Source organism: Ideonella sp. (assembly GCF_041918995.1).
GTDB lineage: Bacteria > Pseudomonadota > Gammaproteobacteria > Burkholderiales > Burkholderiaceae_C > Ideonella.
Genome location: NZ_JAYRUN010000006.1, coordinates 83,050 through 104,400 on the forward strand (window position 1 = coordinate 83,050; position 21,351 = coordinate 104,400).

Consider the following 21,351-nt stretch of genomic DNA (forward strand, 5'->3'; position numbering starts at 1 on the left):
CCGCCCGAGGACGCCCCCGCGCATGTTGCGGCGCTACCACAAGGCGCGCCTCGTAGAATCCGTCCTTTCGCGGTTCCGCGACGACAGCCCCCGCTTCGATGACTTCATTTGCCAAGGAAACCCTGCCCATCAGCCTCGAGGAGGAGATGCGGCGTTCGTACCTCGACTACGCGATGAGCGTCATCGTCGGGCGTGCCCTGCCTGACGCACGTGACGGCCTGAAGCCGGTGCACCGGCGGGTGCTGTTCGCGATGCACGAGCTGAACAACGACTGGAACCGCCCGTACAAGAAGTCCGCGCGCATCGTCGGTGACGTCATCGGTAAGTACCACCCCCACGGCGACACGGCGGTGTACGACACCATCGTCCGCATGGCGCAGGACTTCTCCCTGCGCCACATGCTGGTGGACGGCCAGGGCAACTTCGGGTCGGTGGACGGCGACAACGCCGCCGCCATGCGGTACACCGAGATCCGCCTGTCGAAGATCGCCCACGAGATGCTGGCCGACATCGACAAGGAGACGGTGGACTTCGGGCCCAACTACGACGGCTCCGAGAAGGAGCCGCTGGTCCTGCCGACCCGCCTGCCCAACCTGCTGGTCAACGGCGCCGCGGGCATTGCCGTGGGCATGGCCACCAACATCCCGCCTCACAACCTGAACGAGGTTGTCGATGCGTGTTTGCACCTGTTGAAGGCCCCGGCAGCCACGCTCGACGAGCTGATGGAAATCATCCCCGCGCCGGACTTCCCGACCGCCGGGATCATCTACGGCCTGAACGGCGTGCGCGAGGGCTACCGCACCGGCCGCGGGCGCGTGGTGATGCGCGCCAAGGTGCACTTCGAGGACATCGACCGGGGATCCCGGCAGGCGATCATCGTCGACGAGATCCCCTACCAGGTCAACAAGAAGACGCTCCTCGAGCGCATCGCCGAGCTGGTGCACGAGAAGAAGCTCGAGGGCATCAGCCACATCCAGGACGAGTCCGACAAGTCGGGCATGCGGGTGGTAATCGAGCTCAAGCGCGGCGAGGTCCCCGAGGTCGTGCTGAACAACCTCTACAAGCAGACCCAGCTGCAGGACACCTTCGGCATCAACATGGTGGCGCTGGTCGACGGCCAGCCCAAGCTGTGCAATCTCAAGCAGCTGCTGGAGATCTTCCTCGAGCACCGGCGCGAGGTGGTCACGCGCCGCACCGTGTTCGAGCTGCGCAAGGCGCGGGAACGCGGCCACGTGCTGGAAGGCCTGGCGGTGGCGCTGGCCAACATCGACGAGTTCATCCGCATCATCAAGGAATCGCCCACGCCGCCCATGGCCAAGCAGGCCCTCATGGCGCAGAGCTGGGATTCGTCGCTGGTGCGCGAGATGCTCGCGCGCGCCGAGGGTGAGAACCCCGGCGGCGCCGCGGCCTACCGCCCCGAGGGCCTGCCGTCGCACTACGGCATGCAGGCCGACGGCCTGTACCGGCTGTCCGACGACCAGGCGGGAGAGATCCTGCAGATGCGCCTGCAGCGTCTGACCGGCCTGGAGCAGGACAAGATCGTCGGCGAGTACAAGGACGTGATGGCCCAGATCGCCGACCTGCTGGACATCCTGGCCAAGCCCGAGCGCGTCACCTTCATCATCAGCGAGGAGCTCACTGCGCTCAAGCAGGAGTTCGGCCAGACCAAGGTGGGCGCGCGCCGGTCGGTCGTCGAGCACAACGTGCAGGAACTCGGCACCGAGGACCTGATCACGCCCACCGACATGGTGGTGACGCTCAGCCACACCGGCTACATCAAGAGCCAGCCGCTGGCCGAATACCGCGCCCAGCGCCGTGGCGGCCGCGGCAAGCAGGCCGCGCAGACCAAGGAAGACGACTGGATCGACCAGCTCTTCATCGCCAACACGCACGACTGGATCCTGTGCTTCAGCGACCGCGGCCGCGTGTACTGGCTGAAGGTGTGGGAGGTGCCGCAGGGCGGCCGGGCCAGCCGCGGCAAGCCCATCGTCAACATGTTCCCGCTGCAGCCGGGCGAGAAGATCACCGTGGTGCTGCCGCTCACCGGCGAGTTCCGCAGCTTCCCGGCCGACCACTACGTGTTCATGTGCACCGCGCTCGGCACGGTGAAGAAGACCGCGCTCGACGAGTTCAGCAACCCGCGCAAGGCCGGCATCATCGCCGTGGACCTGGACGAGGGCGACTACCTCATCGGTGCCGCCCTCACCGACGGCAAGCACGACGTCATGCTGTTCAGCGACGGCGGCAAGGCCGTGCGCTTCGACGAGGACGACGTGCGCCCCATGGGCCGCAATGCCCGCGGCGTGCGCGGCATGGCGCTGGAGCCCGGCCAGAACGTGATCGCCATGCTGGTGGCCGAGGACGAGACGCAGAGCGTGCTCACCGCCACCGAGAACGGCTTCGGCAAGCGCACCTCCATCGTCGAGTACACCCGCCACGGCCGAGGCACCAAGGGCATGATCGCCATCCAGCAGAGCGAGCGCAACGGCAAGGTGGTGGCCGCCACGCTGGTGCGCGCGAACGACGAGATCATGCTCATCACCGACCGCGGCGTGCTGGTGCGCACCCGCGTCGCCGAGATCCGCGAGCTTGGCCGCGCCACGCAAGGCGTCACCCTCATCGCGCTCGACGATGGCGCCAAGCTGTCCGGCCTGCAACGCATCGTGGAGAACGACGCGCAGGCCGAGGTCGAGGGCGACATCGACCACCCCGCCACGCCGGCATCCGGCGACCATGAAAGCGACCCCGCATGACCTTTCTCCGGAACACGGCCACGGCCGCCGTCCTCATCGCGGCCACGCTGTCGCCCGCCCTGGCCCAGACCAAGAAGGAACTGGCCGCCAAGGTGGTGCAGCTGCAGCAGCCGGCGGTGGAATCCCTGGCCCGCGACATGGCGGCCGACACTGCCGGGCGACTGATGTCCGCGGCCGGCCCCGCCCTGGCCCGTGTGCCGGCCGACAAGCGGGAGCCGCTGGCCAAGCAGGTGCAGGCCGACGTGAAGGCCTTCTACGACGAGATGCTCGCCCGCCTGAAGGACAGCGCCGCCAGGCAATCACCCGCCATCCTCGGCCCCATGCTGGAGGAGCGCCTCACCGAGGACGAACTGCGTCAGGTCATCACCTGGCTGGAATCCTCCGCGGCACGCAAGTACCAGGAACTCGGCATCGACATGCAGCAGGCCATCGCGCGCAAGATCACCGAGGACACCCGCGCGACCATGGAGCCCAAGCTCAAGGCGCTGGAGCAGACGCTGCAGAAGCGTTTCGCCGCGGCCGCCCCGGCGTCCGGCGCGTCCGCCCCCGCGAAGCCTGCCCCGAAGAAGTGACGCGTCGTTCCTGACGCGCCCTACCTCCCCCCGCCCCGCACGTCCGCCGGCATGACAACCCTTCGCCACCGCCCCTACAACTTCTCTGCCGGCCCGGCCGTGCTGCCCGAACCGGTGCTGCGCCAGGCGGCCGAGGAGATGCTGGACTGGCACGGCAGCGGCATGGGCGTGATGGAGATGAGCCACCGCGGTAAGGAGTTCATCAGCATCTACGAGGAGGCCGAGGCCACCCTGCGTGTGCTGCTCGGCGTGCCGTCGTCGTTCCGCATCCTGTTCATGCAGGGCGGCGGCCTGGGCGAGAACGCCATCGTGCCGATGAACCTGTCGCAGGGCGGCGCGGTGGACGTGGTGGTCACCGGGGCCTGGAGCCAGAAGTCGCTGAAGGAAGCCAGTCGCTATGCCGACGCACGCGTGGCTGCGAGCAACGAGGCCGGCGGCCACACCACGCTGCCCGCCCCCGCCACCTGGGCGCTGCGCGATGGCGCCGCCTACGTGCATGTGTGCTCCAACGAGACCATCCACGGCGTGGAGATGCACACGCTGCCCGACCTGGGGGCGCTGGGCTGCCGCGCCCCGCTGGTGGCCGATGCGTCGTCGCACATCCTCTCGCGTCCCATCGACTGGTCGCGCGTGGGCCTGGTGTTCGCCGGCGCGCAGAAGAACATCGGTCCGGCCGGGCTGACGCTGGTGTTCGTGCGCGACGACCTGCTGGGCCGCGCCCTGCCCATCTGCCCGTCCGCCTTCGACTACACCCTGGTGGCGGCCAACCAGTCGATGTTCAACACGCCGCCCACCTATGCGATCTACATCGCCGGGCTGGTGTTCCAGTGGATCCTGCGCGAAGGCGGCGTGGCCGAGATGGACCGCCGCGCCGCCGAGAAGTCCGCCCTGCTCTACCGCTGCCTGGACGAATCGGGCGGCTTCTATGCCAACCGCGTCGCGCGGGAGGCCCGGTCACGCATGAACGTGCCGTTCTTCCTCGCCGACGAATCCCTCAACGACGCCTTCCTGGCCGGCGCACGCGAAGCCGGCCTGTTGCAGCTCAAGGGCCACAAGTCCGTGGGCGGCATGCGGGCCTCCCTCTACAACGCCATGCCGCTGGCCGGGGTGCAAGCCCTGGTCAGCTACATGGCCGACTTCGCCCGCCGCCATGGCTGACACCCCCCCGGGGCCCGTGCCCCCGTCCGACCCCGCACCGCCGCCTGCTGGCGACACCCCGCCGGCGCTGCTGGCGCTGCGCACCCAGATCGACGCGCTCGACCGCGACCTGCTCGCGCTGCTCAACCGCCGCGCCGGCCTGGCGCTGGCGGTGGGGGAGCTGAAGAAGAAGGAAGGCTCGGTGGTCTTCCGCCCCGAGCGCGAGGCGCAGGTGATCGACGGCCTGAAGGCCGCCAACCCCGGGCCGCTGCGCACCGACAGCGTGGCGCCGATCTGGCGCGAGATCATGTCGGCCTGCCGGGCGCTCGAAACGCCCACGCGGGTGGCCTACCTGGGCCCGGCCGGCACCTTCAGCGAGGAGGCCGCACTCGGCTACTTCGGCGCTTCCATCGTGCGCGTGCTGTGCGCCAGCATCGACGAGGTTTTCGCGATGACCGCCTCCGGCGCCGCCGACTTCGGCGTGGTGCCGGTGGAGAACTCCACCGAGGGCATGGTGGCCCGTTCGCTGGACATCCTGCTCACCACGCCGCTGTTCATCATCGGCGAGACCAGCCTCTACGTGCGGCAGAACCTGCTGCGCAAGGAGAACTCGCTGGACGGCATCCAGGCGGTCTGCGCGCATCCGCAGGCCCTGGCGCAGTGCCACGGCTGGTTGTCCAACCACCTGCCCCAGGCGGAGCGCCGGCCGGTTGCCAGCAATGCCGAAGGCGCGCGCCAGGCCGCCTCCGATCCCCGCCTGGCGGCCATCGCCAGCCTGCGGGCCGGTGGCGAGTACGGCCTGCACGTCGTGGCCCCGGCCATCCAGGACGACCCGCACAACCGAACCCGCTTCGTCATCGTCACCGACCCGCACCGCCACCCCCAGCCCAAGGCATCGGGGCATGACTGCACCAGCCTCATCGTGTCGGTGATGAACCGCCCGGGCGCCGTGCACGACATGCTGGTGCCGCTGAAGCGCCACGGCGTGTCCATGACGCGGTTCGAGTCGCGGCCCGCACGCTCGGGCCAGTGGGAGTACTACTTCTACATCGACCTGCAGGGCCACCCCGACGAGCCGCACGTGGCCACGGCGCTGAGGGAACTGCGCGAAGCCTGCGCCTTCTTCAAGGTGCTGGGCACCTACCCCCTGGACGTCCACTGAGCCCATGGCCATGTTCAAGCAACTCGGCCTGATCGGCTGCGGGCTGATGGGTGGCTCCTTTGCCCTGGCCATGAAGCAGGCCGGGCTGGTGGACCGGGTGATCGGCTACAGCAAGTCGCCCTCCACCACCGAGCGCGCCCGGCAGATGGGCGTCATCGACCAGGCGGCCGAATCCGCCCTGCTGGCGGTGTCCGGCTCCGACATCGTGCTGCTGGCCGTGCCCGTGGCCGCCACCGACATCACCTTCCGCGCCATCCGCCACCTGGTGAGCCCCGAGGTGCTGTTCATGGACGTGGGCAGCACCAAGCGTGACGTGGTGGATGCGGCGCGCCGGGTGCTCAAGGAGCGGGCGGCCGCCTTCGTGCCGGCCCACCCCATCGCCGGCAAGGAGCAGGCCGGCGTGCAGCACGCCGATGCGCAGCTCTACAAGGACCGGCAGGTCATCCTGACGCCGATTGCCCAGACGGCGCCCGCGCTGGTGGACAAGGCGCGCGCCGTGTGGACGGCGCTGGGCTGCCATGTGCAGGTGATGACGCCCGAGGAGCACGACGCGGCGTTCGCGGCCGTGAGTCACCTGCCGCACCTGCTGGCGTTCGCCTACTTCACCGGCATCCTGCAGCAGAAGGAGAGCGACCAGTTCCTCTCGCTGGCCGGACCGGGCTTCCGCGACTTCACCCGCATCGCGGCGAGCGACCCGGCCATCTGGCGCGACATCCTCATCGCCAACCGCGAGGAGATCCTGCGCCAGAGCGAGCGCTTCCGCGGCGCCCTGGGCGTGCTGGAGCAGGTGCTGCGCGATTGCCAGGGCGAAGCCCTGGAAGCCCTGATCACCGGGGTCTCGCACGCCCGCAGCCACTGGCGCATGGGCCACAGCCGCCACGGCCGCAAGTAAGGGCGCCGTCCGCGCGCCACCGCCATGTACTCCACCGCCTTCCTCGATCTGCCGCCCCTGGTGGGCGCCGCCGGCAGCGTGCGCCTGCCCGGCTCCAAGAGCATCTCCAACCGCGTGCTGCTGCTGGCCGGCCTGGCCGCCGGCACGACGGCCGTGCACGACCTGCTCGACTCCGACGACACCCGGGTCATGCTCGACGCGCTGGCGGCGCTGGGCTGCGGACTGCGCCGCGAAGGGGCCGTGTGCCATGTCACCGGCCTGGGCGGGCGCCTGGCCACCCGCGAGTCCACCCTGTTCCTGGGCAACGCCGGCACGGCGATGCGGCCGCTCACCGCGGCGCTGGCCGTGCTGGCCGCGACGCAGGGCGGGGCCTTCGAGCTCTCCGGCGTGGCCCGCATGCACGAGCGGCCCATCGGCGACCTGGTGGACGCCCTGCGCCAGCTGGGCTGCCCCGTGGCCGAGCTGGGGCGCGCCGGCTACCCGCCGCTGCGGGTGGGCGACGGCAGCCCGCACGGGCTGGACACCGCGCAGCCCATCCGGGTGCGGGGTGACGTCTCGAGCCAGTTCCTGACGGCACTGCTGCTCGCGCTGCCGCTGCTGGCCGCGCAGCAGCCCGTCACCATCGAGGTGCAGGGCGAGCTCATCTCCAAGCCCTACATCGACATCACGCTCGGCCTGCTGGCGCGTTTCGGCGTCGCCGTCGAGCGGGAAGGCTACGCGCGCTTCGTCATTCCGGCCGGCTCGGCCTACCGCTCGCCGGACAGCATCCATGTCGAAGGCGACGCCTCGTCGGCGTCCTACTTCATCGCCGCCGGCGCCATCGCCGGCACGGACGCACCGGTGCACATCGAGGGCGTCGGCCTGGATGCCATCCAGGGCGACATCCGCTTCGTCGACGCCGCGCGGGCCATGGGCGCGGTCGTCGAGGGCGGCCCGGGCTGGCTGGCCGTGCGGCGGGGCGCCTGGCCGCTCAAGGCGATCACGCTGGATTGCAACCACATCCCCGACGCCGCCATGACGCTGGCGGTGATGGCGCTGTACGCTGACGGGCCCAGCCGGCTCACCGGCATCGCCAGCTGGCGGGTGAAGGAAACCGACCGCATCGCCGCCATGGCCACCGAGCTGCGCAAGCTGGGCGCGCGCGTGGTGGACACCGCCGACAGCATCGAGGTGCACCCGCCCGTGCGCTGGCAGCCCGCGGCGCTGCATACCTACGACGACCACCGCATGGCCATGTGCGGCTCGCTGGCCGCCTTCAATGCACTGTCGGCGGCCGCCGGGGCGGGGGTGCCGGTGCGCATCCTCGACCCGCGCTGCGTGGCCAAGACCTTCCCCGACTACTTCGAGGCGCTGTTCTCGGTGGCCACGCCGGCGCCCGACGCCGTGCCGGTGCTGGCGGTGGACGGCCCCACGGCCTCCGGCAAGGGCACGCTGGCGGCCGAACTGGCTGCGCGCCTGGGCTACCACCTGCTGGACTCCGGCGCGCTGTACCGGGCCACGGCGCTGGCCGCGCAGGACGCCGGCGTGTCGCTGGAGGACGGCCCCACCCTGGCCCGCCTGGCCGCGGGCCTGGACCTGCGCTTCACCGGCGACGAGGTGCTGCTGGCGGGGCGCGACATCAGCCACCCGCTGCGCCTCGAATCCACCGGCGGCATGGCCTCGCGCGTGTCGGTGCACCCCGAAGTGCGCCAGGCCCTGCACACCCTGCAGCTGAGCTTCCGCCGTGCCCCCGGCCTGGTGGCCGACGGGCGGGACATGGGCACGGTGGTGTTCCCGGGTGCCACGCTCAAGGTCTTCCTCACCGCCAGCGCCGACGCGCGCGCGGCGCGACGGCATAAGCAGTTGATTTCCAAGGGAATTCCGGCTAGCATGGACGACCTTCGCGCGGACTTGCGGCAGCGTGACGAACGGGATCGAACCCGCTCCGTTGCGCCCTTGCAGCCCGCCGAGGACGCGATGCTGCTGGACAACTCGCATCTGTCGGTCGAAGCTTCGGTCGACCAGGTGCTGGGCTGGTGGCAGCAGCGCCGCCCCTTCTGAGCGCAACCGGCAGGGGCACAGACGAAAGGCGTCTTCGCGGGCGCCTTTCGGGCATGGGCCCACCGCCCTACCCTCCCAGGCCTGCAATGGGCCCGATCGAGGGCGGTGAACTCGTCAACCTCCAACCCTGCGGCGTCCCCCCGCCGCAAAGTTGGCCGGCTCCTCCCGTTGCGCAGCCGGCCGCCCTAGGAAACCACATGTCCGACACCCAAGTCGCCGCCGATTTCGGTGGTGAATCCTTCGCCGCCCTGTTCGAGGAAAGCCTGCAACGCGCCGAGATGCGCTCGGGCGAGGTCATCACCGCCGAGGTGGTGCGCATCGAGCACAGCTTCGTGGTCGTGAACGCCGGCCTGAAGAGCGAAGCGTATGTGCCCATCGACGAATTCAAGAACGACCAGGGCGAGATCGAGGTCCAGGTCGGCGACTTCGTCTCGGTGGCCATCGACGCCGTCGAGAACGGCTACGGCGACACCATCCTGTCGCGTGACAAGGCCAAGCGCCTGGCGTCCTGGCTGGCCCTGGAGAACGCGCTGGAGTCCGGCGACTTCGTCACCGGCACCGTGTCCGGCAAGGTCAAGGGCGGCCTGACGGTCCTGGTCAACGGCATCCGCGCCTTCCTGCCCGGCTCGCTGCTCGACACGCGTCCTGTCAAGGACATGTCGCCGTTCGAGGGCAAGACCATGGAATTCAAGGTCATCAAGCTCGATCGCAAGCGCAACAACGTCGTGCTGTCGCGCCGTGCGGTGGTCGAGGCCTCCATGGGCGAAGAGCGCGCCAAGCTGCTCGAGACGCTGCACGAAGGTGCCATCGTCAACGGCGTGGTCAAGAACATCACCGAGTACGGTGCGTTCGTGGACCTGGGCGGCATCGACGGCCTGCTGCACATCACCGACATGGCCTGGCGCCGTGTCCGCCACCCGAGCGAGGTGGTGCAGGTCGGCCAGGAGCTGACCGCCAAGGTCCTGAAGTTCGACGCCGAGAAGAACCGCGTCTCGCTGGGCCTGAAGCAGCTGGGCGACGATCCCTGGCTGGGCGTGTCGCGCCGCTACCCCGCTGGCACCCGCCTGTTCGGCAAGGTCACGAACATCGCCGACTACGGCGCGTTCGTCGAGATCGAGCCGGGCATCGAGGGCCTGGTGCACGTGTCCGAGATGGACTGGACCAACAAGAACGTCGCCCCCTCCAAGGTGGTCACGCTCGGCGAGGAAGTCGAGGTCATGGTCCTGGAGATCGACGAGGACAAGCGCCGCATCAGCCTGGGCATGAAGCAGTGCAAGGCCAACCCGTGGGAGGAGTTCTCCGCCACGGTCAAGCGCGGCGACAAGGTCAAGGGCCCGATCAAGTCCATCACCGATTTCGGCGTCTTCGTGGGCCTGGCTGCCGGCATCGACGGCCTGGTGCACCTGTCCGACCTGTCCTGGCAAGAGCCGGGCGAGACCGCCGTGCGCAACTACAAGAAGGGCCAGGAAGTCGAGGCCGTGGTGCTGGGCATCGACGTCGAGCGCGAGCGCATCTCCCTGGGCATCAAGCAGCTCGATGGCGACCCCTTCGCCACGTTCACCTCGGTGAACGACCGCGGCATGATCGTCTCCGGCACCGTCAAGACGGTGGATCCGCGCGGCGCCGAAGTGCAGCTGGCCGACGACGTCATGGGCTACCTGCGCGCCTCCGAAATCAGCCGGGACCGCGTGGAAGACGCGCGCAACGTGCTGAAGGAAGGCGACGAGGTCTCGGTGATGATCGTCAACGTGGACCGCAAGACCCGCAACATCCAGCTGTCGATCAAGGCCAAGGACCAGGCCGACCAGCAGGAAGCCATGCAGCGTCTGTCGCAGGCCAACGAGCGCGAGACCGCCGGCACCACCAGCCTGGGCGCCCTGCTGCGTGCCAAGCTGGACAACCAGAACAACGGCTGATCGATCGCCGTTGGATTGCTGCAAGCTTGCGCTGACACCATCACTGCCCCATGACACGCTCGGATCTCGTGGCGAAGCTGGCGGACCGCTTCGCTCAACTCACGCAACGTGACACCGAGTTTGCCGTCAAGACGATCCTCGACGCGATGTCCGACGCCCTGGCGCGCGGGCACCGCATCGAGATCCGAGGCTTCGGCAGCTTCTCCATCAACCGCCGGCCGCCGCGCGTGGGGCGCAATCCCCGCAGCGGCGAGCAGGTGACGATTCCCGAGAAGCTGGTGCCGCACTTCAAGCCGGGCAAGGCGCTGCGCGAAGGCGTGGATGCCAGCCTGCCGGTGGATCCTCCCGCGGCGGAGCCTGGCACGTCCTGATGTGGCGCACCGCGCCGGCTTGCCCGACAGGGGCCCCTCGCGGGGCCCCTTTTTTCTTGTCCGGCCCGTCCGGCGACCGGGCATGCAGGGCGCGGGCCGTGCCCCGTCCGTAGAATCGCCGGCGATGCGCTTTTTCGTCTGGCTCTTCCGGGCCTTCATCTTCTTCTCGCTGTTCGCGTTCTCGCTGCACAACCAGCACCCGGCGACGCTGAACTGGGCCTTCGGCTATGCCTGGAACGCGCCCATGGTGTTCATGGTGCTAGCGGCCTTTGCGGCGGGCACGGCCTTCGGCGTGCTCGCCATGGCCCCCAGCTGGTGGAAGCAGCGCCGTCTCGCCCGCCAGCTGGCCCCCGAGACGCCCCCGGCCAAGCCGGCCGCCGCGCCCGCCGACACCCCCGAACCGCCGCCACCGGTCATCCCCGATGGAGTTTGAGCTGCCCACCTGGTGGCTGCTGGCGCTGCCTGCGGCGTTCGCGCTGGGCTGGCTGGCCTCGCGCCTGGACCTGCGCCAGCTCAAGCGCGAGAACCGCGAGTCGCCCAAGGCCTACTTCAAGGGCCTGAACCTGCTGCTCAACGAGCAGCAGGACAAGGCCATCGACGCCTTCATCGAGGCCGTGCAGCACGACCCGGACACCACCGAGCTGCACTTCGCGCTCGGCAACCTGTTCCGGCGGCGCGGCGAGTTCGAACGCGCGGTGCGCGTGCACCAGCACCTGCTCGGCCGGGCCGACCTGGCCGCCAGCGAGCGTGACCGCGCACAGCACGCCCTGGCCCAGGATTTCATGAAGGCGGGGCTGTTCGACCGCGCCGAGCAGGCCTACCGTGCCCTGCAAGGCACGGCCTTCGACACCGAGGCCCGCCTGGCCCTGCTCAACCTGTACGAGCGGGCCCGCGACTGGTCCGCCGCCGCGGAGACGGCCACGGCGCTCGAGCGCAGTGGCACCGGGTCCTTCGGCACACGCATTGCGCACCACTGGTGCGAGCTCGCCCAGGAGGCCGACGGCAAGGGCCAGGCGGCGCTGGCGCAGGAGGCCCTGGCCAAGGCGCGCCGCGCCGCGCCGCATGCGCCGCGCCCGCTGCTGCTGGCCGGCCAGCGCCTGGCGGCGGCCGGCCAGCACGCCGAGGCGCTGGCGGCGTGGGACGAACTGCGGCTGCACCACCCGGCCGCGTTCGCACTGGTGGCCACCGGCTACGCCGACAGCGCCGTGGCCTGCGCCCAGCAGCCCGAGGCGCATGCGCGCCTGCAGGCGGCCTACGAACAGGCCCCGGGACTGGACCTGCTGCGCGCGCTGGCGCGTCTGGACGGCCATGAGCTGTCGGCCGAACCGCGGCTGCTGCCGCACCTGCGCCAGCAGCCCACGCTGAGCGCCGCGCAGGCCATGCTCGCGCGGCCGCTCGCCGACTGGCCCACCGGCACGGCGCAGGCGGTCGGCGAGGCGGTGGCACGCGCCGCCCGGCCGCAGCAGCGCTACCGCTGTGCGGCCTGCGGCTTCGAGGCGCAGCGCTATTTCTGGCAATGCCCTGGCTGCCTGAGCTGGGACAGCTTCCCGCCACGCCGCGTGGAGGAACTATGACGACCACCCTGTTCGCCGACAACCTGGCGGATCACCTGCGCCTGTTCCAGCAGCTCGGCGCGCTCGACACGGACGTGCAGGACGCCGGCCGCCTGATCGCCGAGGCGCTGGCCGCCGGCGGCAAGCTGCTGTCCTGCGGCAACGGCGGCTCGGCCGCCGATGCGCAGCACGTGGCCTCCGAGCTCACCGGCCGCTTCCTGAAGGACCGGCCACCGCTGGCCGCGATCGCCCTGTCCACCGACAGCTCCGCGCTCACCTGCATCGGCAACGACTACAGCTTCGACGAGGTCTTCGCCCGCCCGCTGCGCGCCCTGGGCCGGCCGGGCGACGTCCTGCTGGCCATCTCCACCTCGGGGCAGTCCGCCAACGTGCTGCGCGCGGTGCAGGCCGCCCGGGACACCGGGATCAAGGTGGTCGGCCTGCTGGGCCGCGACGGCGGGGCGATCGCGCCGTTGTGCGACGTGGCCATCGTGGTGCCCAGCCCCACGACGGCGCGCATCCAGGAGGCGCACATCCTCGTCATCCACACGCTGTGCGGGCTGGTCGAGCAGCGCCTGGGGCTGGCATGACGGCCCCTGCCCGCGCGACCGCCGCCGCCCGCCTGCCCCTGCCCGCGCGCGAGCGCCTGGCCCGTGCGCGCGTGCTCGTGGTGGGCGACGTGATGCTCGACCGCTACTGGTTCGGGGCGGTGGACCGCATCTCGCCCGAGGCGCCCGTGCCCGTGGTGCGTGTCACGCGCGAGGAAGACCGGCTGGGCGGGGCCGCCAACGTGGCGGTCAACGTGCAATCGCTCGGCGCCCAGGCCACGCTGCTGACGGTGGTGGGCGAGGACGAGGCAGCCCGTCGCCTGGAGCAGCTGCTGGCCGAGCGCCAGGTGGCCACCGCCCTGGGCCGGGACCCGCAGCTCAAGACCATCGTCAAGCTGCGTGTGATCGGCCGCTCCCAGCAGCTGATCCGCATCGACTTCGAGAACACGCCGGACCACGAGGTGCTGGCGCAGATGGTCAATGACTTCGCGGCGGCGCTGCCGGCACACGACGCGGTGGTCTTCTCCGACTACGGCAAGGGTGGCCTGGCCCATATCCCGCGCATGATCGAGCTGGCCCGTGCCGCCGGCAAGCCCGTGCTCATCGACCCCAAGGGCACCGACTACGCGCGTTATGCCGGCGCCACCGCGCTCACCCCCAACCGCGGAGAGCTGGCGCTCATCACGGGCCCCTGGAAGGGCGAGGCCCAGCTGGCCACGCTGGCGCAGGCGATGCGCCGCGAGCTCGGCCTGGACGCGCTGCTGCTCACCCGTTCGGAGGAGGGCATGACGCTGTTCGACGCCGACGGCAGCCACCACGTGGCCGCCGAGGCACGCGAGGTCTTCGACGTCACCGGCGCAGGCGACACCGTGATCGCGGCCCTGGCCGCCCTGGTGGCCGCCGGTGTGCCCCTGGCCCAGGCCGTGCCCTGGGCCAACCACGCCGCCAGCCTGGTGGTGGCCAAGTTCGGCACCGCCAGCGTGGGCTACGACGAGTGGGCGGCATGAGCCCGGGCGCGGCGCCGCGACGGGCAGCCTTCCTCGACCGCGACGGCGTCATCAACCGCGACACCGGCTACCTGCACCGCTGGGAGGATTTCGAGTTCCTGCCCGGCGTGCTGCCGGCGTTGCAGCGACTGCAGGCGGCCGGCTGGGCCCTGGTGGTGGTGACGAACCAGTCCGGCATCGCACGCGGCTATTACACCGAGGCCGACTACCAGGCGCTCACCGGGCACATGCGGCAGGCCATGGCCGACGCCGGCGCGCCGCCGCTGGCCGTGTACCACTGCCCTCACCACCCGCGCGGCCAGGTGGAGGCGCTGGCCCGGGAGTGCGACTGCCGCAAGCCACAACCCGGCATGCTCAGGCGCGCGGCCGCCGAGCACGGGCTGTCGCTCGCCGATTCGTTCATGGTGGGCGACAAGCTCGCCGACGTGCAGGCCGCACGCGCAGCCGGCGCGGGCCACGCCTACCTGGTGCGCTGTGGACAGGCCCTGGAGCCCGGTGCGGCGGAGGCCGCCGACGCCGTGTTCGACGACCTGGCCGCGTGCGTGGACGCGGTGCTGGCCGTCCCGCGCCACGGCTAGGCCGTCGGGCGCTCCGCCTGCGGCCGCAGGCCCAGCGGCGCCTGCAGCATGGCGCGCGCCACGCGCTCGGCGCCCCGCCCGTCCACGCTGGCCAGGGCCATGGCCGACATCTGGCGGCGCCGCACGTCATCGAGCCACAGCGCCTCGATGTGGGCGCGCCAGCCCTCCGGCCCGTCGCCATGCACCCGTGGCGCACACACCAGGCCGGCTTCGGCGGCGGCGGCCACCTGCACGCCTTGCGCGGGGTTCTTCGGCACCACCACCGCCGGCAGCCCCACGGCGCAGCGTTCCCACAGCGTGCCGCCGCCCGCACCGACCGCCAGGTCGGCGGCGGCCATCAGGTCGGCCATGCGGTCGGTCTGCACATGGCAGGCCCAGCCGGGCCGCCGGGCGCAGAAGTCCACCAGCGCCTCGCGCTCGGGGTGCAGCGCCGAGACCACCGCGTCCACCATGAAGGCGCCGAGGCCGTCGCGGCGCATGCCGTCGAGTGCACGCAGCACCTTGCCCGTGGCCTTGCCGGTGTCCGCGCCGCCGAAGAACACCAGCACCCGCTGCACCGGCCCCTGGCGCAGGCGCGCCTGGCGGTGCGCCACGGCGAACTGCTCGCGCAGCAGGGCCTGGCGCGGCCCCACCCAGCGGCGCGCATGGCCCGGCACCCGCGTGGCCACGCGCAGGCCCGGCTCCAGGAGCACATCGGCCTCGTGCAACCGGTCGCCCAGGTCGTCGATGGCCATGAGCCGGGCAGCGGCAGGACGCATGGCCTGCTCCCAGCGCGCGTCGAGCGCGCAGTGGTCCACCACCAGCCAGTCCCACCCTGTCTCACCCAGGGCAGCACGCGTCTGCCGCGCGTCCTCCGCCCAGCTGGTGCCCAGCCAGGGCGCGTGGGGTGCGTCGCCCTCCGCCGGCTCGAAGGTGGCCAGCGGCGTCCCCAGGTCGGTGTAGGCCAGTTGGCGCGCGTGCAGCCACTGCGCCCAGGCATCGGGCAGCCGGCGGGCGATGAAATGCGGCTGGGCGCCGCGGCGACGCAGCGCCTCGGCCAGGGCCACGCAGCGCACCAGCGAGCCCGCCCCGAGGCGCTCGTCGGCATCGACCCGGAAGGCCACGCGGGGCGTCGGTCGTGAAGGCTTCATCGGCCCATTGTTGAACCAGCGCGCCCGGCGCCCCACCCCTTGACTGCAAGCCCCCTGCCCCGGCCGGGCCAAGGGCCGCCGGCGCGGCGACAATGCGGGGGTGAATATCGTCTTCTCCACCACGCGCCAATGGAACCCCGGCGATGAGTTCATCCTGCTGGGCTGCATGCGCGCGCTGCGCCTGGCCGGGCTGGACTTCAACCCCGTCATCTTCAACCGCAACCCGCAGGTGCGCCGCACCCGGCGCATCAACCGCTGGCTGCAGGCGCTGGACCGTGGCCTGGCGGGCGGGCGGCTGGCGCCCTTCCTGGACAACTCCCTGAAGGACGACACGGACTTCCGCTGCGTCGACATGGTCGTGTTCGCGGGCTCGCCGGAGTGGCGCGGCCGGCGCCTGGAGCCGCTGTACCGCCGCATCGCCGAGCACGGCACCCCCACCCTGTTCCTCGGCCTGGGCACCAACCGGCCGTTCGATTTCTCCTCGGCGCACTTCAGCGAGACGGAGATGGCGGTGCTGCGTGCCGCCCGGCTGGTGACCTGCCGCGACACCACCACGACCGCGGCGCTCGCCCCGGTGGGCGCCCGCCACGTCACCTGCCCCGCCCTGCTGTGCTGCGACGAGGACGCCGAGGCGCCGCGCCGGGCGGTGCGCCGGGTGGGCCTCATCTACGGCACCGACCGTGCCTCGGCGCACAACCGGGTTGCCCCCGCCACGGCCCGCTACCTGCAGGCGCTGTACGAGCAGTTGCTCGCCCGGCACGGCGGCCAGATCGAGTTCGAGCTGGTGGCCCACTACATCGACGAGCTGCCGCTGGCGCAGCAGGACTGGGCGGGGCGGCTGCCGGTGCGCTACCACTACGACGCCATCGCCTACCGTGGCCTGTACGGCCGCTACGACGCGGTGGTGGGCCACCGCATCCACGGCGTCGGCATGTCGGCCTCGCAAGGCATTCCGGGCGTCTGCGTGGCGCACGACAAGCGCGGCGAGACCGCGCGCGGCTTCCTGGCCGAGATGGTGACGCCGGAAGCCGGCGTGGACGCCGCACTGCAGGCCTTCGACCGCGTGGTCGCCGAGGTGGCCGAGCGCGGCCAGCGGCTGATGGTGCACAAGCGCGAGGTGGAGGCCACCTACGTGGCTGCCCTCCGCGAGGCGCTGGCCCTCGGCTGACGCGCCGGCCGCGGCTCAGGCCGGGGCCGGCACCCCCAGCGCCTGGCAGGCCATCGCCGGCGTGATGGCGGCCAGCGAGTCGGCCCGGATCATGCGCATGAGCGGGTCGTGCGTGAACGGCGGACGGTCTCCCAGCAGCACATGGCTGGGGCGCGCGCAGGCCGCCGCCAGCTGCGCCACGCCGGTGTCGTTGCTGAGCGCGGCCTCGGCCAGGCACAGCGCCGCCGCGGTGTCCAGGATGCGCTCGCGGCACAGCGCCCGCACAGCCGGGCGCTGGGCCTCCGGCAGCCGGGCCACAATGTCGTCGGCCAGCACCTGCTCCCCCGGCCCGCCCAGCAGCAGCACGCCGCGGCCCTGGGCCACCAGCGCCTGTGCCACCGCGGCGAAACCGGCCGCGCCCCATTGCTTGCGCGGCTCCGACGTGCCGATGCCGAAGGCCACCCGCGGCTGCGGCAGGCCCGCCAGGCGCTCGGCCATGGCCTGCACCCGCTGGGGCGACACGGCCAGACGCGGCGCCAGCGGCCCGCTGCACCAGCCATGCGCCATGGCGAAGGCGGTGGCGTGCTCGTAGATGGCGACGGCCGGGCCTCGGTAGGGCCGGATGAACGGCGGCTGGTTGAGGAACAGGCGGCCCCACGCATCGAAGCCATACCCCGCGCGCAGCGGCACGCCGGCGCCCCAGGCCAGCAGGGCCCGGCTCGCGCGGCCCGAGAACAGCACCATGCGGTCCAGGCGCAGCGCGCGCAGCTCGCGCGCCATGCGCCACAGGCCCAGCGGCCCCTGATGGCGGCCGCGCCGGCCCTCGGCGGCGCGCGGACGATGGTCGATCTCCACCACCCGCTCCAGCCAGGGTGTGTCGGCGAGCAAGGCGGTGGCCAGCGTGGACGGGGCGGTCACCAGCGTCACGCGGCCGCCGTGGCTGGTGGCGGCCACCGCCTCGAAGTACGGCAGGTGCCAGACCAGGTCCCCGATGCCGGAGTAGGTGATGAGCACCGCCGTGGTGGGCCGCCGGTCCGGGTGGCGGCTGGGGTGGTGGGTGAGGTCGTCGAAGAGGTCGTTCGTCATGCCCGTCATGGCGCGTCAGCGGGGGGGTCGATGCGCACGCCGGCCGCCTCGAAGGCGCGTCGCATGCTCTCGCGCTCGGCCGGCGACTTGAAGCGCAGGTGGTCCCAGCCGAAGGCCGCCACCTCGGTGCCGGGGCCGTGCACCTGGCGGGCGAAGAGCAGCGCGCTGGAGCGCGCGCCCACCACCGCGTCGAAGGCCTGGGTGGCCATCCACAGCTCCAGGGGCTGGTCGATGCGCACGATCTCGTCGCCCGGCGCGCTGAGCTCCTGGTGCGGGTCCTTCGGGTGGCCCTTGTAGAGCACGTGCTGGATGCCGCGCGCCGCCAGCCAGGCGCGCAGCCGCCCGGCGACGGCGCGCGCCCCGGCCTCGTCCGCGAGGCCCGCGCCCACCAGCGGCTGCCCGATGACCAGCGCGCGCCGAGGCCCCGCTGCCGCGGATGGGGCGGCAGCCGCCTGCACCAGCGGGGCCAGCGTGACCACCTTGTGGGCAGGGTACTCGTGCGGCAGGCCGGGCAGGACGTAGATGCGGTCGCAGAACGGCGCGTCGGAGCCGATGCGGTCGCCGGCGAACGGCGTGTAGCGCAACTCCGGCGCCGCCAGCGCCCGCAGGCGGCGCAGCTGCTGCGCCACTCGCTTGGCCGTGGACAGCGGATAGCGCCGCACGCCGATGATGCCGTCGGGCAGGATGCGCGCGTGCATCTCGCGCGCGCCGCACCCCCGCGGCAGCGCGTGCAGGAAGTAGTTGATGGCCTCGGTGTCGAACACCGCGCTGTGCAGGTGCAGCACCTCGGCCGGGCCGACCAGCGCGGCCACCTCGCGCACGTTCGCGCGCAGCCGGCGATGCCGACCGAAGGGCCCGGGCAACGGCCGGTGGCGGGGCCAGGGCATGTAGGCGGCAGCGTCCCACTCGCCGCGCTGCACCACAGGCTCCACCCCGGGCTGGTACCAGACCAGCACCTGGCGCGCGCCACGCTCGTGCGTCTGCGCGATCTGGCGCGCAGCGAGGTACTGCAGCGGAGAAGCCACGAAGTACACGGCCACGCGGCTGGCGCGGGCGGCGCTCATCGACGGGCCTCCAGCAGGCGCCGGTAGACGGCCAGGTTGCCCTCCACCATGGCGTCGATGGAGAAATGCCGTTCCACCCAGGCGCGGCCGGCGGTGCCGTAGCGGGCGCGCCGCGCCGGGTCGTCCAGCAGGCCAGTGAGGGCCGCGGCCAGGCCCGGCGCGTCCCCCGGCTCGACAAGCTCGCCGTTGAGGCCCGGGCGCACGATCTCCGGGATGCCGCCCGCACGTCCCCCCACGATGGGCACCCCGCAGGCCGCGGCCTGCAGCAGCGCCACGCCCAGCCCTTCCATGTGCGCCGGGTGGGCCAGCAGGTCCAGGCAGGGCAGCAGGCGGTCCAGGTCCCGTCGGAAGCCGGCCAGCTGCACGCGGCCGCGCAGGCGCTCGTCCGACTCGATGCGCGCGCGCACCGGCTCGACCAGCGGGCCCTGGCCGAACAGCAGCACGCGGGTGCGGGGGTGCCGTGCCAGCACCGCCGGCATCGCATCCAGCAGCGTGGCGTGGCCCTTGCGCTCGATGAACTGCGCGGCCATGCCAATGACCGGCTCGTCCGGCGCCAGGCCGTACTCGGCACGGAAGTCGGCCAGGGCCGCGCGGTCGGGCCGGTACTGCTGCGTGTCCACGGCACTGGGCACGCAGGTGATGCGCGCGGCAGGCAGGCCCTCGGCCAGCAGCACCTGCCGGATCCCCTGCGAGATGGTCACCACATGGTCGGGCAGGCGGTACTTGAGCGCCGCCCAGGCGCGCGACTCGGGGTTGTCCACCCGCCGGCTCAGCACCACCGGGACGCGCTGCAGGCGCCCGGCCACGGCGCCCCAGGTGTCGCAGCCACGCCGGCTGTGCAGGTGCAGCAGGTCGGGCCGCTCCTGGCGGATGAGCCGCCCGAGGCGGCCCACCAGGCCGATGTCGGCGTCGCCGTGCATGGGCATCTCGTGCACCGGCAGGCCGAGTTCACGCACCGCCGCCGCGATGGCGCTGCCGGCGGGACAGGCCAGCGCCACGGGAACGCCGCGGGCGGCCAGGCCACGCATCAGGAACACCACCTGCAGCGCGCCGCCGTACAGGTGCTTGCCGGCCTCGACATGCAGCACCTTCATGCCGCCGTCTCCTCGGCCACGGCGAGCTGTCGCCGCACCTGGCGCAGCACGCGGTCCACGCTCCACTGGCGCATGCAGTGGAACGCCCCGCCGCAGGTGGGGTGCCGGCGGCACGGAGAGCAGTCGAGCGGCTCGTACAGGATGGCCGTGCGGGGGGTGCCGGCGTCGAGGTAGGGCCGGGTGGAGCCGAACAGCCCCACGGTGGGCACGCGCAGGGCCGTGCCCATGTGGGTCAGGCCGGTGTCCACGCCCACCAGCACGGCCGCCTCGGCGATGGCCGCCACCGTCTCGTCGAGCCGGAGGCGGCCGGTGAGATCGACCAGCGTCGGCGCATCTGCGGCGATGCGCGCGGCCGCGTCCCGGTCGCCCGGCCCGCCCAGCAGCACCGGCACCAGGCCCTCGGCGGCCAGGGCGCCGGCCAGGGCGGACCAGCGGTCCTCGAACCAGTGCTTCTGCGGCCGGGTGGTGAAAGGCGCCAGCACCGCGACGCGGCCGCGCACGCCGGCATCGGCCAGCGCCTGGCGTGCCGTGGCGCGGGGCGCGTCGCCCACGGCCAGCGACAGGCGAAAGCTGCCGGCCGGGGCGCCCAGGTGATCGGCCAGGTCCCGGTACTCGTGGCTCATGCGGGGGTCGTCGCCCGGCGGCGCGCCCACGCGCTCGGTCATCAGCCACTGGCTGCCCTCGCGCGAGAGCAGGCCTACGCGCCGTGGCGCGCCACTCAGGCGCGCCAGCAGGCCGCTCTTGAGCAGCCCCTGGGCATCGATGACGATGTCGAAGTGCCGGTCGCGCAGGCCGCGCCGGAAGCTGCGCACCGCCTGCCACAGCGCGCGCCAGCGTCGCTGGCGCCACAGGGCCTGCCAGTCGGCACGCGGCCAGACGATGACCTCGGCCAGGTCCGGGTGGTGGCGCAGCAGCGGTGCGGTCGCCGCCTCGGTGAGCCAGCTGATCTGCGCCTGGGGCCAGCGCGCACGCAGGGCGGGGATGAGGCCCGAAGCCATGACCACGTCGCCGATGGCGCTGAGGCGGACGATGAGCAGGCGGGGGGTCACGCCTTGGCCCACGCCCGGAGGCAGCACGCGGTAGACAGGCAGCAGGAGGTCATGGACAGCGGTCGCGGTGGATCAAGCGGTGCGGCCCGGGATTATCCGCCGCGTGCGCGCCGCCACCCGCCCGGGCGCCAGCCCCGGCGGCTGCGCCCACGCAATGCGCGGTCTTGTTGGATGGGCGATAATGTCGCGTTGGCGGAGCCAACGCTGCCCGCTGGGGCCAGGCACTGCCTTGTCCCGCGTCCGGCGCTCTGC

The 21,351-nt window shown here is 72.2% G+C and carries 19 protein-coding genes; 14 read left to right on the top strand and 5 right to left on the bottom strand.

Translation table 11 applies throughout. The features are described 5' to 3' along the window. Window positions 1-98: 98 nt before the first annotated feature. The 13 genes from gyrA (at window position 99) to gmhB (ending at window position 14,529) form a co-directional block, all read left to right on the top strand. Window positions 99-2,753 carry a DNA gyrase subunit A gene (gene gyrA / locus ACE3UN_RS07130; protein ID WP_374674227.1) on the top strand — a complete coding sequence of 885 codons (2,655 nt, stop codon included), beginning with the start codon at window positions 99-101 and terminating at the stop codon, window positions 2,751-2,753. Further along, entirely contained in the window at window positions 2,750-3,325 is a 576-nt protein-coding gene (locus tag ACE3UN_RS07135) for a hypothetical protein (RefSeq protein WP_374674228.1), read from the top strand. The genes gyrA and ACE3UN_RS07135 overlap by 4 nt, the downstream gene beginning before the upstream one ends. 51 nt (window positions 3,326-3,376) lie before the next feature. Beyond that, window positions 3,377-4,483: a 3-phosphoserine/phosphohydroxythreonine transaminase gene (gene serC / locus ACE3UN_RS07140; protein ID WP_374674229.1), complete on the top strand. Its 1,107-nt coding sequence runs from the start codon at window positions 3,377-3,379 to the stop codon at window positions 4,481-4,483. Beyond that, window positions 4,476-5,624 (top strand): prephenate dehydratase, encoded by a 1,149-nt coding sequence (gene pheA, locus ACE3UN_RS07145; protein ID WP_374674230.1) that lies wholly within the window; start codon window positions 4,476-4,478, stop codon window positions 5,622-5,624. Before serC ends, pheA begins: the two co-directional genes overlap by 8 nt. 10 nt (window positions 5,625-5,634) lie before the next feature. Then, entirely contained in the window at window positions 5,635-6,516 is an 882-nt protein-coding gene (locus ACE3UN_RS07150; protein WP_374674231.1) for a prephenate dehydrogenase, read from the top strand. Window positions 6,517-6,540: 24 nt separating this feature from the next. Next, window positions 6,541-8,556: a bifunctional 3-phosphoshikimate 1-carboxyvinyltransferase/cytidylate kinase gene (locus ACE3UN_RS07155; protein WP_374674232.1), complete on the top strand. Its 2,016-nt coding sequence runs from the start codon at window positions 6,541-6,543 to the stop codon at window positions 8,554-8,556. 197 nt (window positions 8,557-8,753) lie between these two features. Further along, the gene (gene rpsA / locus ACE3UN_RS07160; RefSeq protein ID WP_374674233.1) at window positions 8,754-10,472 is read left to right on the top strand and encodes a 30S ribosomal protein S1; all 1,719 of its coding nucleotides are present in this window, start codon (window positions 8,754-8,756) and stop codon (window positions 10,470-10,472) included. Between the two features lie 50 nt (window positions 10,473-10,522). Then, entirely contained in the window at window positions 10,523-10,843 is a 321-nt protein-coding gene (locus ACE3UN_RS07165; protein WP_374674234.1) for an integration host factor subunit beta, read from the top strand. Window positions 10,844-10,967: 124 nt separating this feature from the next. Next, window positions 10,968-11,276, top strand: a complete 309-nt coding sequence (locus ACE3UN_RS07170; RefSeq protein WP_374674235.1) for a lipopolysaccharide assembly protein LapA domain-containing protein — start codon at window positions 10,968-10,970, stop codon at window positions 11,274-11,276. Continuing rightward, the gene (gene lapB, locus ACE3UN_RS07175) at window positions 11,266-12,417 is read left to right on the top strand and encodes a lipopolysaccharide assembly protein LapB (protein ID WP_374674236.1); all 1,152 of its coding nucleotides are present in this window, start codon (window positions 11,266-11,268) and stop codon (window positions 12,415-12,417) included. The genes ACE3UN_RS07170 and lapB overlap by 11 nt, the downstream gene beginning before the upstream one ends. Further along, a complete protein-coding gene (gene gmhA / locus ACE3UN_RS07180; protein WP_374674237.1) occupies window positions 12,414-12,986 on the top strand; it encodes a D-sedoheptulose 7-phosphate isomerase in 573 nt (190 codons plus the stop codon). Before lapB ends, gmhA begins: the two co-directional genes overlap by 4 nt. Beyond that, a complete protein-coding gene (gene rfaE1, locus ACE3UN_RS07185) occupies window positions 12,983-13,951 on the top strand; it encodes a D-glycero-beta-D-manno-heptose-7-phosphate kinase (RefSeq protein ID WP_374674238.1) in 969 nt (322 codons plus the stop codon). Before gmhA ends, rfaE1 begins: the two co-directional genes overlap by 4 nt. Then, window positions 13,948-14,529 (top strand): D-glycero-beta-D-manno-heptose 1,7-bisphosphate 7-phosphatase, encoded by a 582-nt coding sequence (gene gmhB, locus ACE3UN_RS07190; RefSeq protein WP_374674239.1) that lies wholly within the window; start codon window positions 13,948-13,950, stop codon window positions 14,527-14,529. The genes rfaE1 and gmhB overlap by 4 nt, the downstream gene beginning before the upstream one ends. Here the strand turns inward: gmhB and pseG are convergent. Next, window positions 14,526-15,659, bottom strand: a complete 1,134-nt coding sequence (gene pseG, locus ACE3UN_RS07195; protein ID WP_374674240.1) for a UDP-2,4-diacetamido-2,4,6-trideoxy-beta-L-altropyranose hydrolase — start codon at window positions 15,657-15,659, stop codon at window positions 14,526-14,528. The genes gmhB and pseG overlap by 4 nt on opposite strands. A gap of 100 nt (window positions 15,660-15,759) precedes the next feature. On the opposite strand from pseG, the gene ACE3UN_RS07200 reads away from it, so the two are divergent. Beyond that, the gene (locus tag ACE3UN_RS07200; RefSeq protein WP_374674241.1) at window positions 15,760-16,827 is read left to right on the top strand and encodes a polysaccharide pyruvyl transferase family protein; all 1,068 of its coding nucleotides are present in this window, start codon (window positions 15,760-15,762) and stop codon (window positions 16,825-16,827) included. 15 nt (window positions 16,828-16,842) lie between these two features. Here ACE3UN_RS07200 and ACE3UN_RS07205 read toward each other — a convergent pair whose 3' ends face one another. From ACE3UN_RS07205 to ACE3UN_RS07220, 4 genes are read right to left on the bottom strand one after another with little or no spacing between them, the layout of a single operon-like run. Next, window positions 16,843-17,901 carry a glycosyltransferase family 9 protein gene (locus tag ACE3UN_RS07205; protein ID WP_374674242.1) on the bottom strand — a complete coding sequence of 353 codons (1,059 nt, stop codon included), beginning with the start codon at window positions 17,899-17,901 and terminating at the stop codon, window positions 16,843-16,845. After that, the gene (locus tag ACE3UN_RS07210; protein ID WP_374674243.1) at window positions 17,898-18,956 is read right to left on the bottom strand and encodes a polysialyltransferase family glycosyltransferase; all 1,059 of its coding nucleotides are present in this window, start codon (window positions 18,954-18,956) and stop codon (window positions 17,898-17,900) included. Before ACE3UN_RS07210 ends, ACE3UN_RS07205 begins: the two co-directional genes overlap by 4 nt. After that, a complete protein-coding gene (locus ACE3UN_RS07215; RefSeq protein ID WP_374674244.1) occupies window positions 18,953-20,050 on the bottom strand; it encodes a glycosyltransferase in 1,098 nt (365 codons plus the stop codon). Before ACE3UN_RS07215 ends, ACE3UN_RS07210 begins: the two co-directional genes overlap by 4 nt. Beyond that, the gene (locus ACE3UN_RS07220) at window positions 20,047-21,099 is read right to left on the bottom strand and encodes a glycosyltransferase family 9 protein (RefSeq protein ID WP_374674245.1); all 1,053 of its coding nucleotides are present in this window, start codon (window positions 21,097-21,099) and stop codon (window positions 20,047-20,049) included. The genes ACE3UN_RS07215 and ACE3UN_RS07220 overlap by 4 nt, the downstream gene beginning before the upstream one ends. Between the last annotated feature and the right edge of the window lie 252 nt (window positions 21,100-21,351).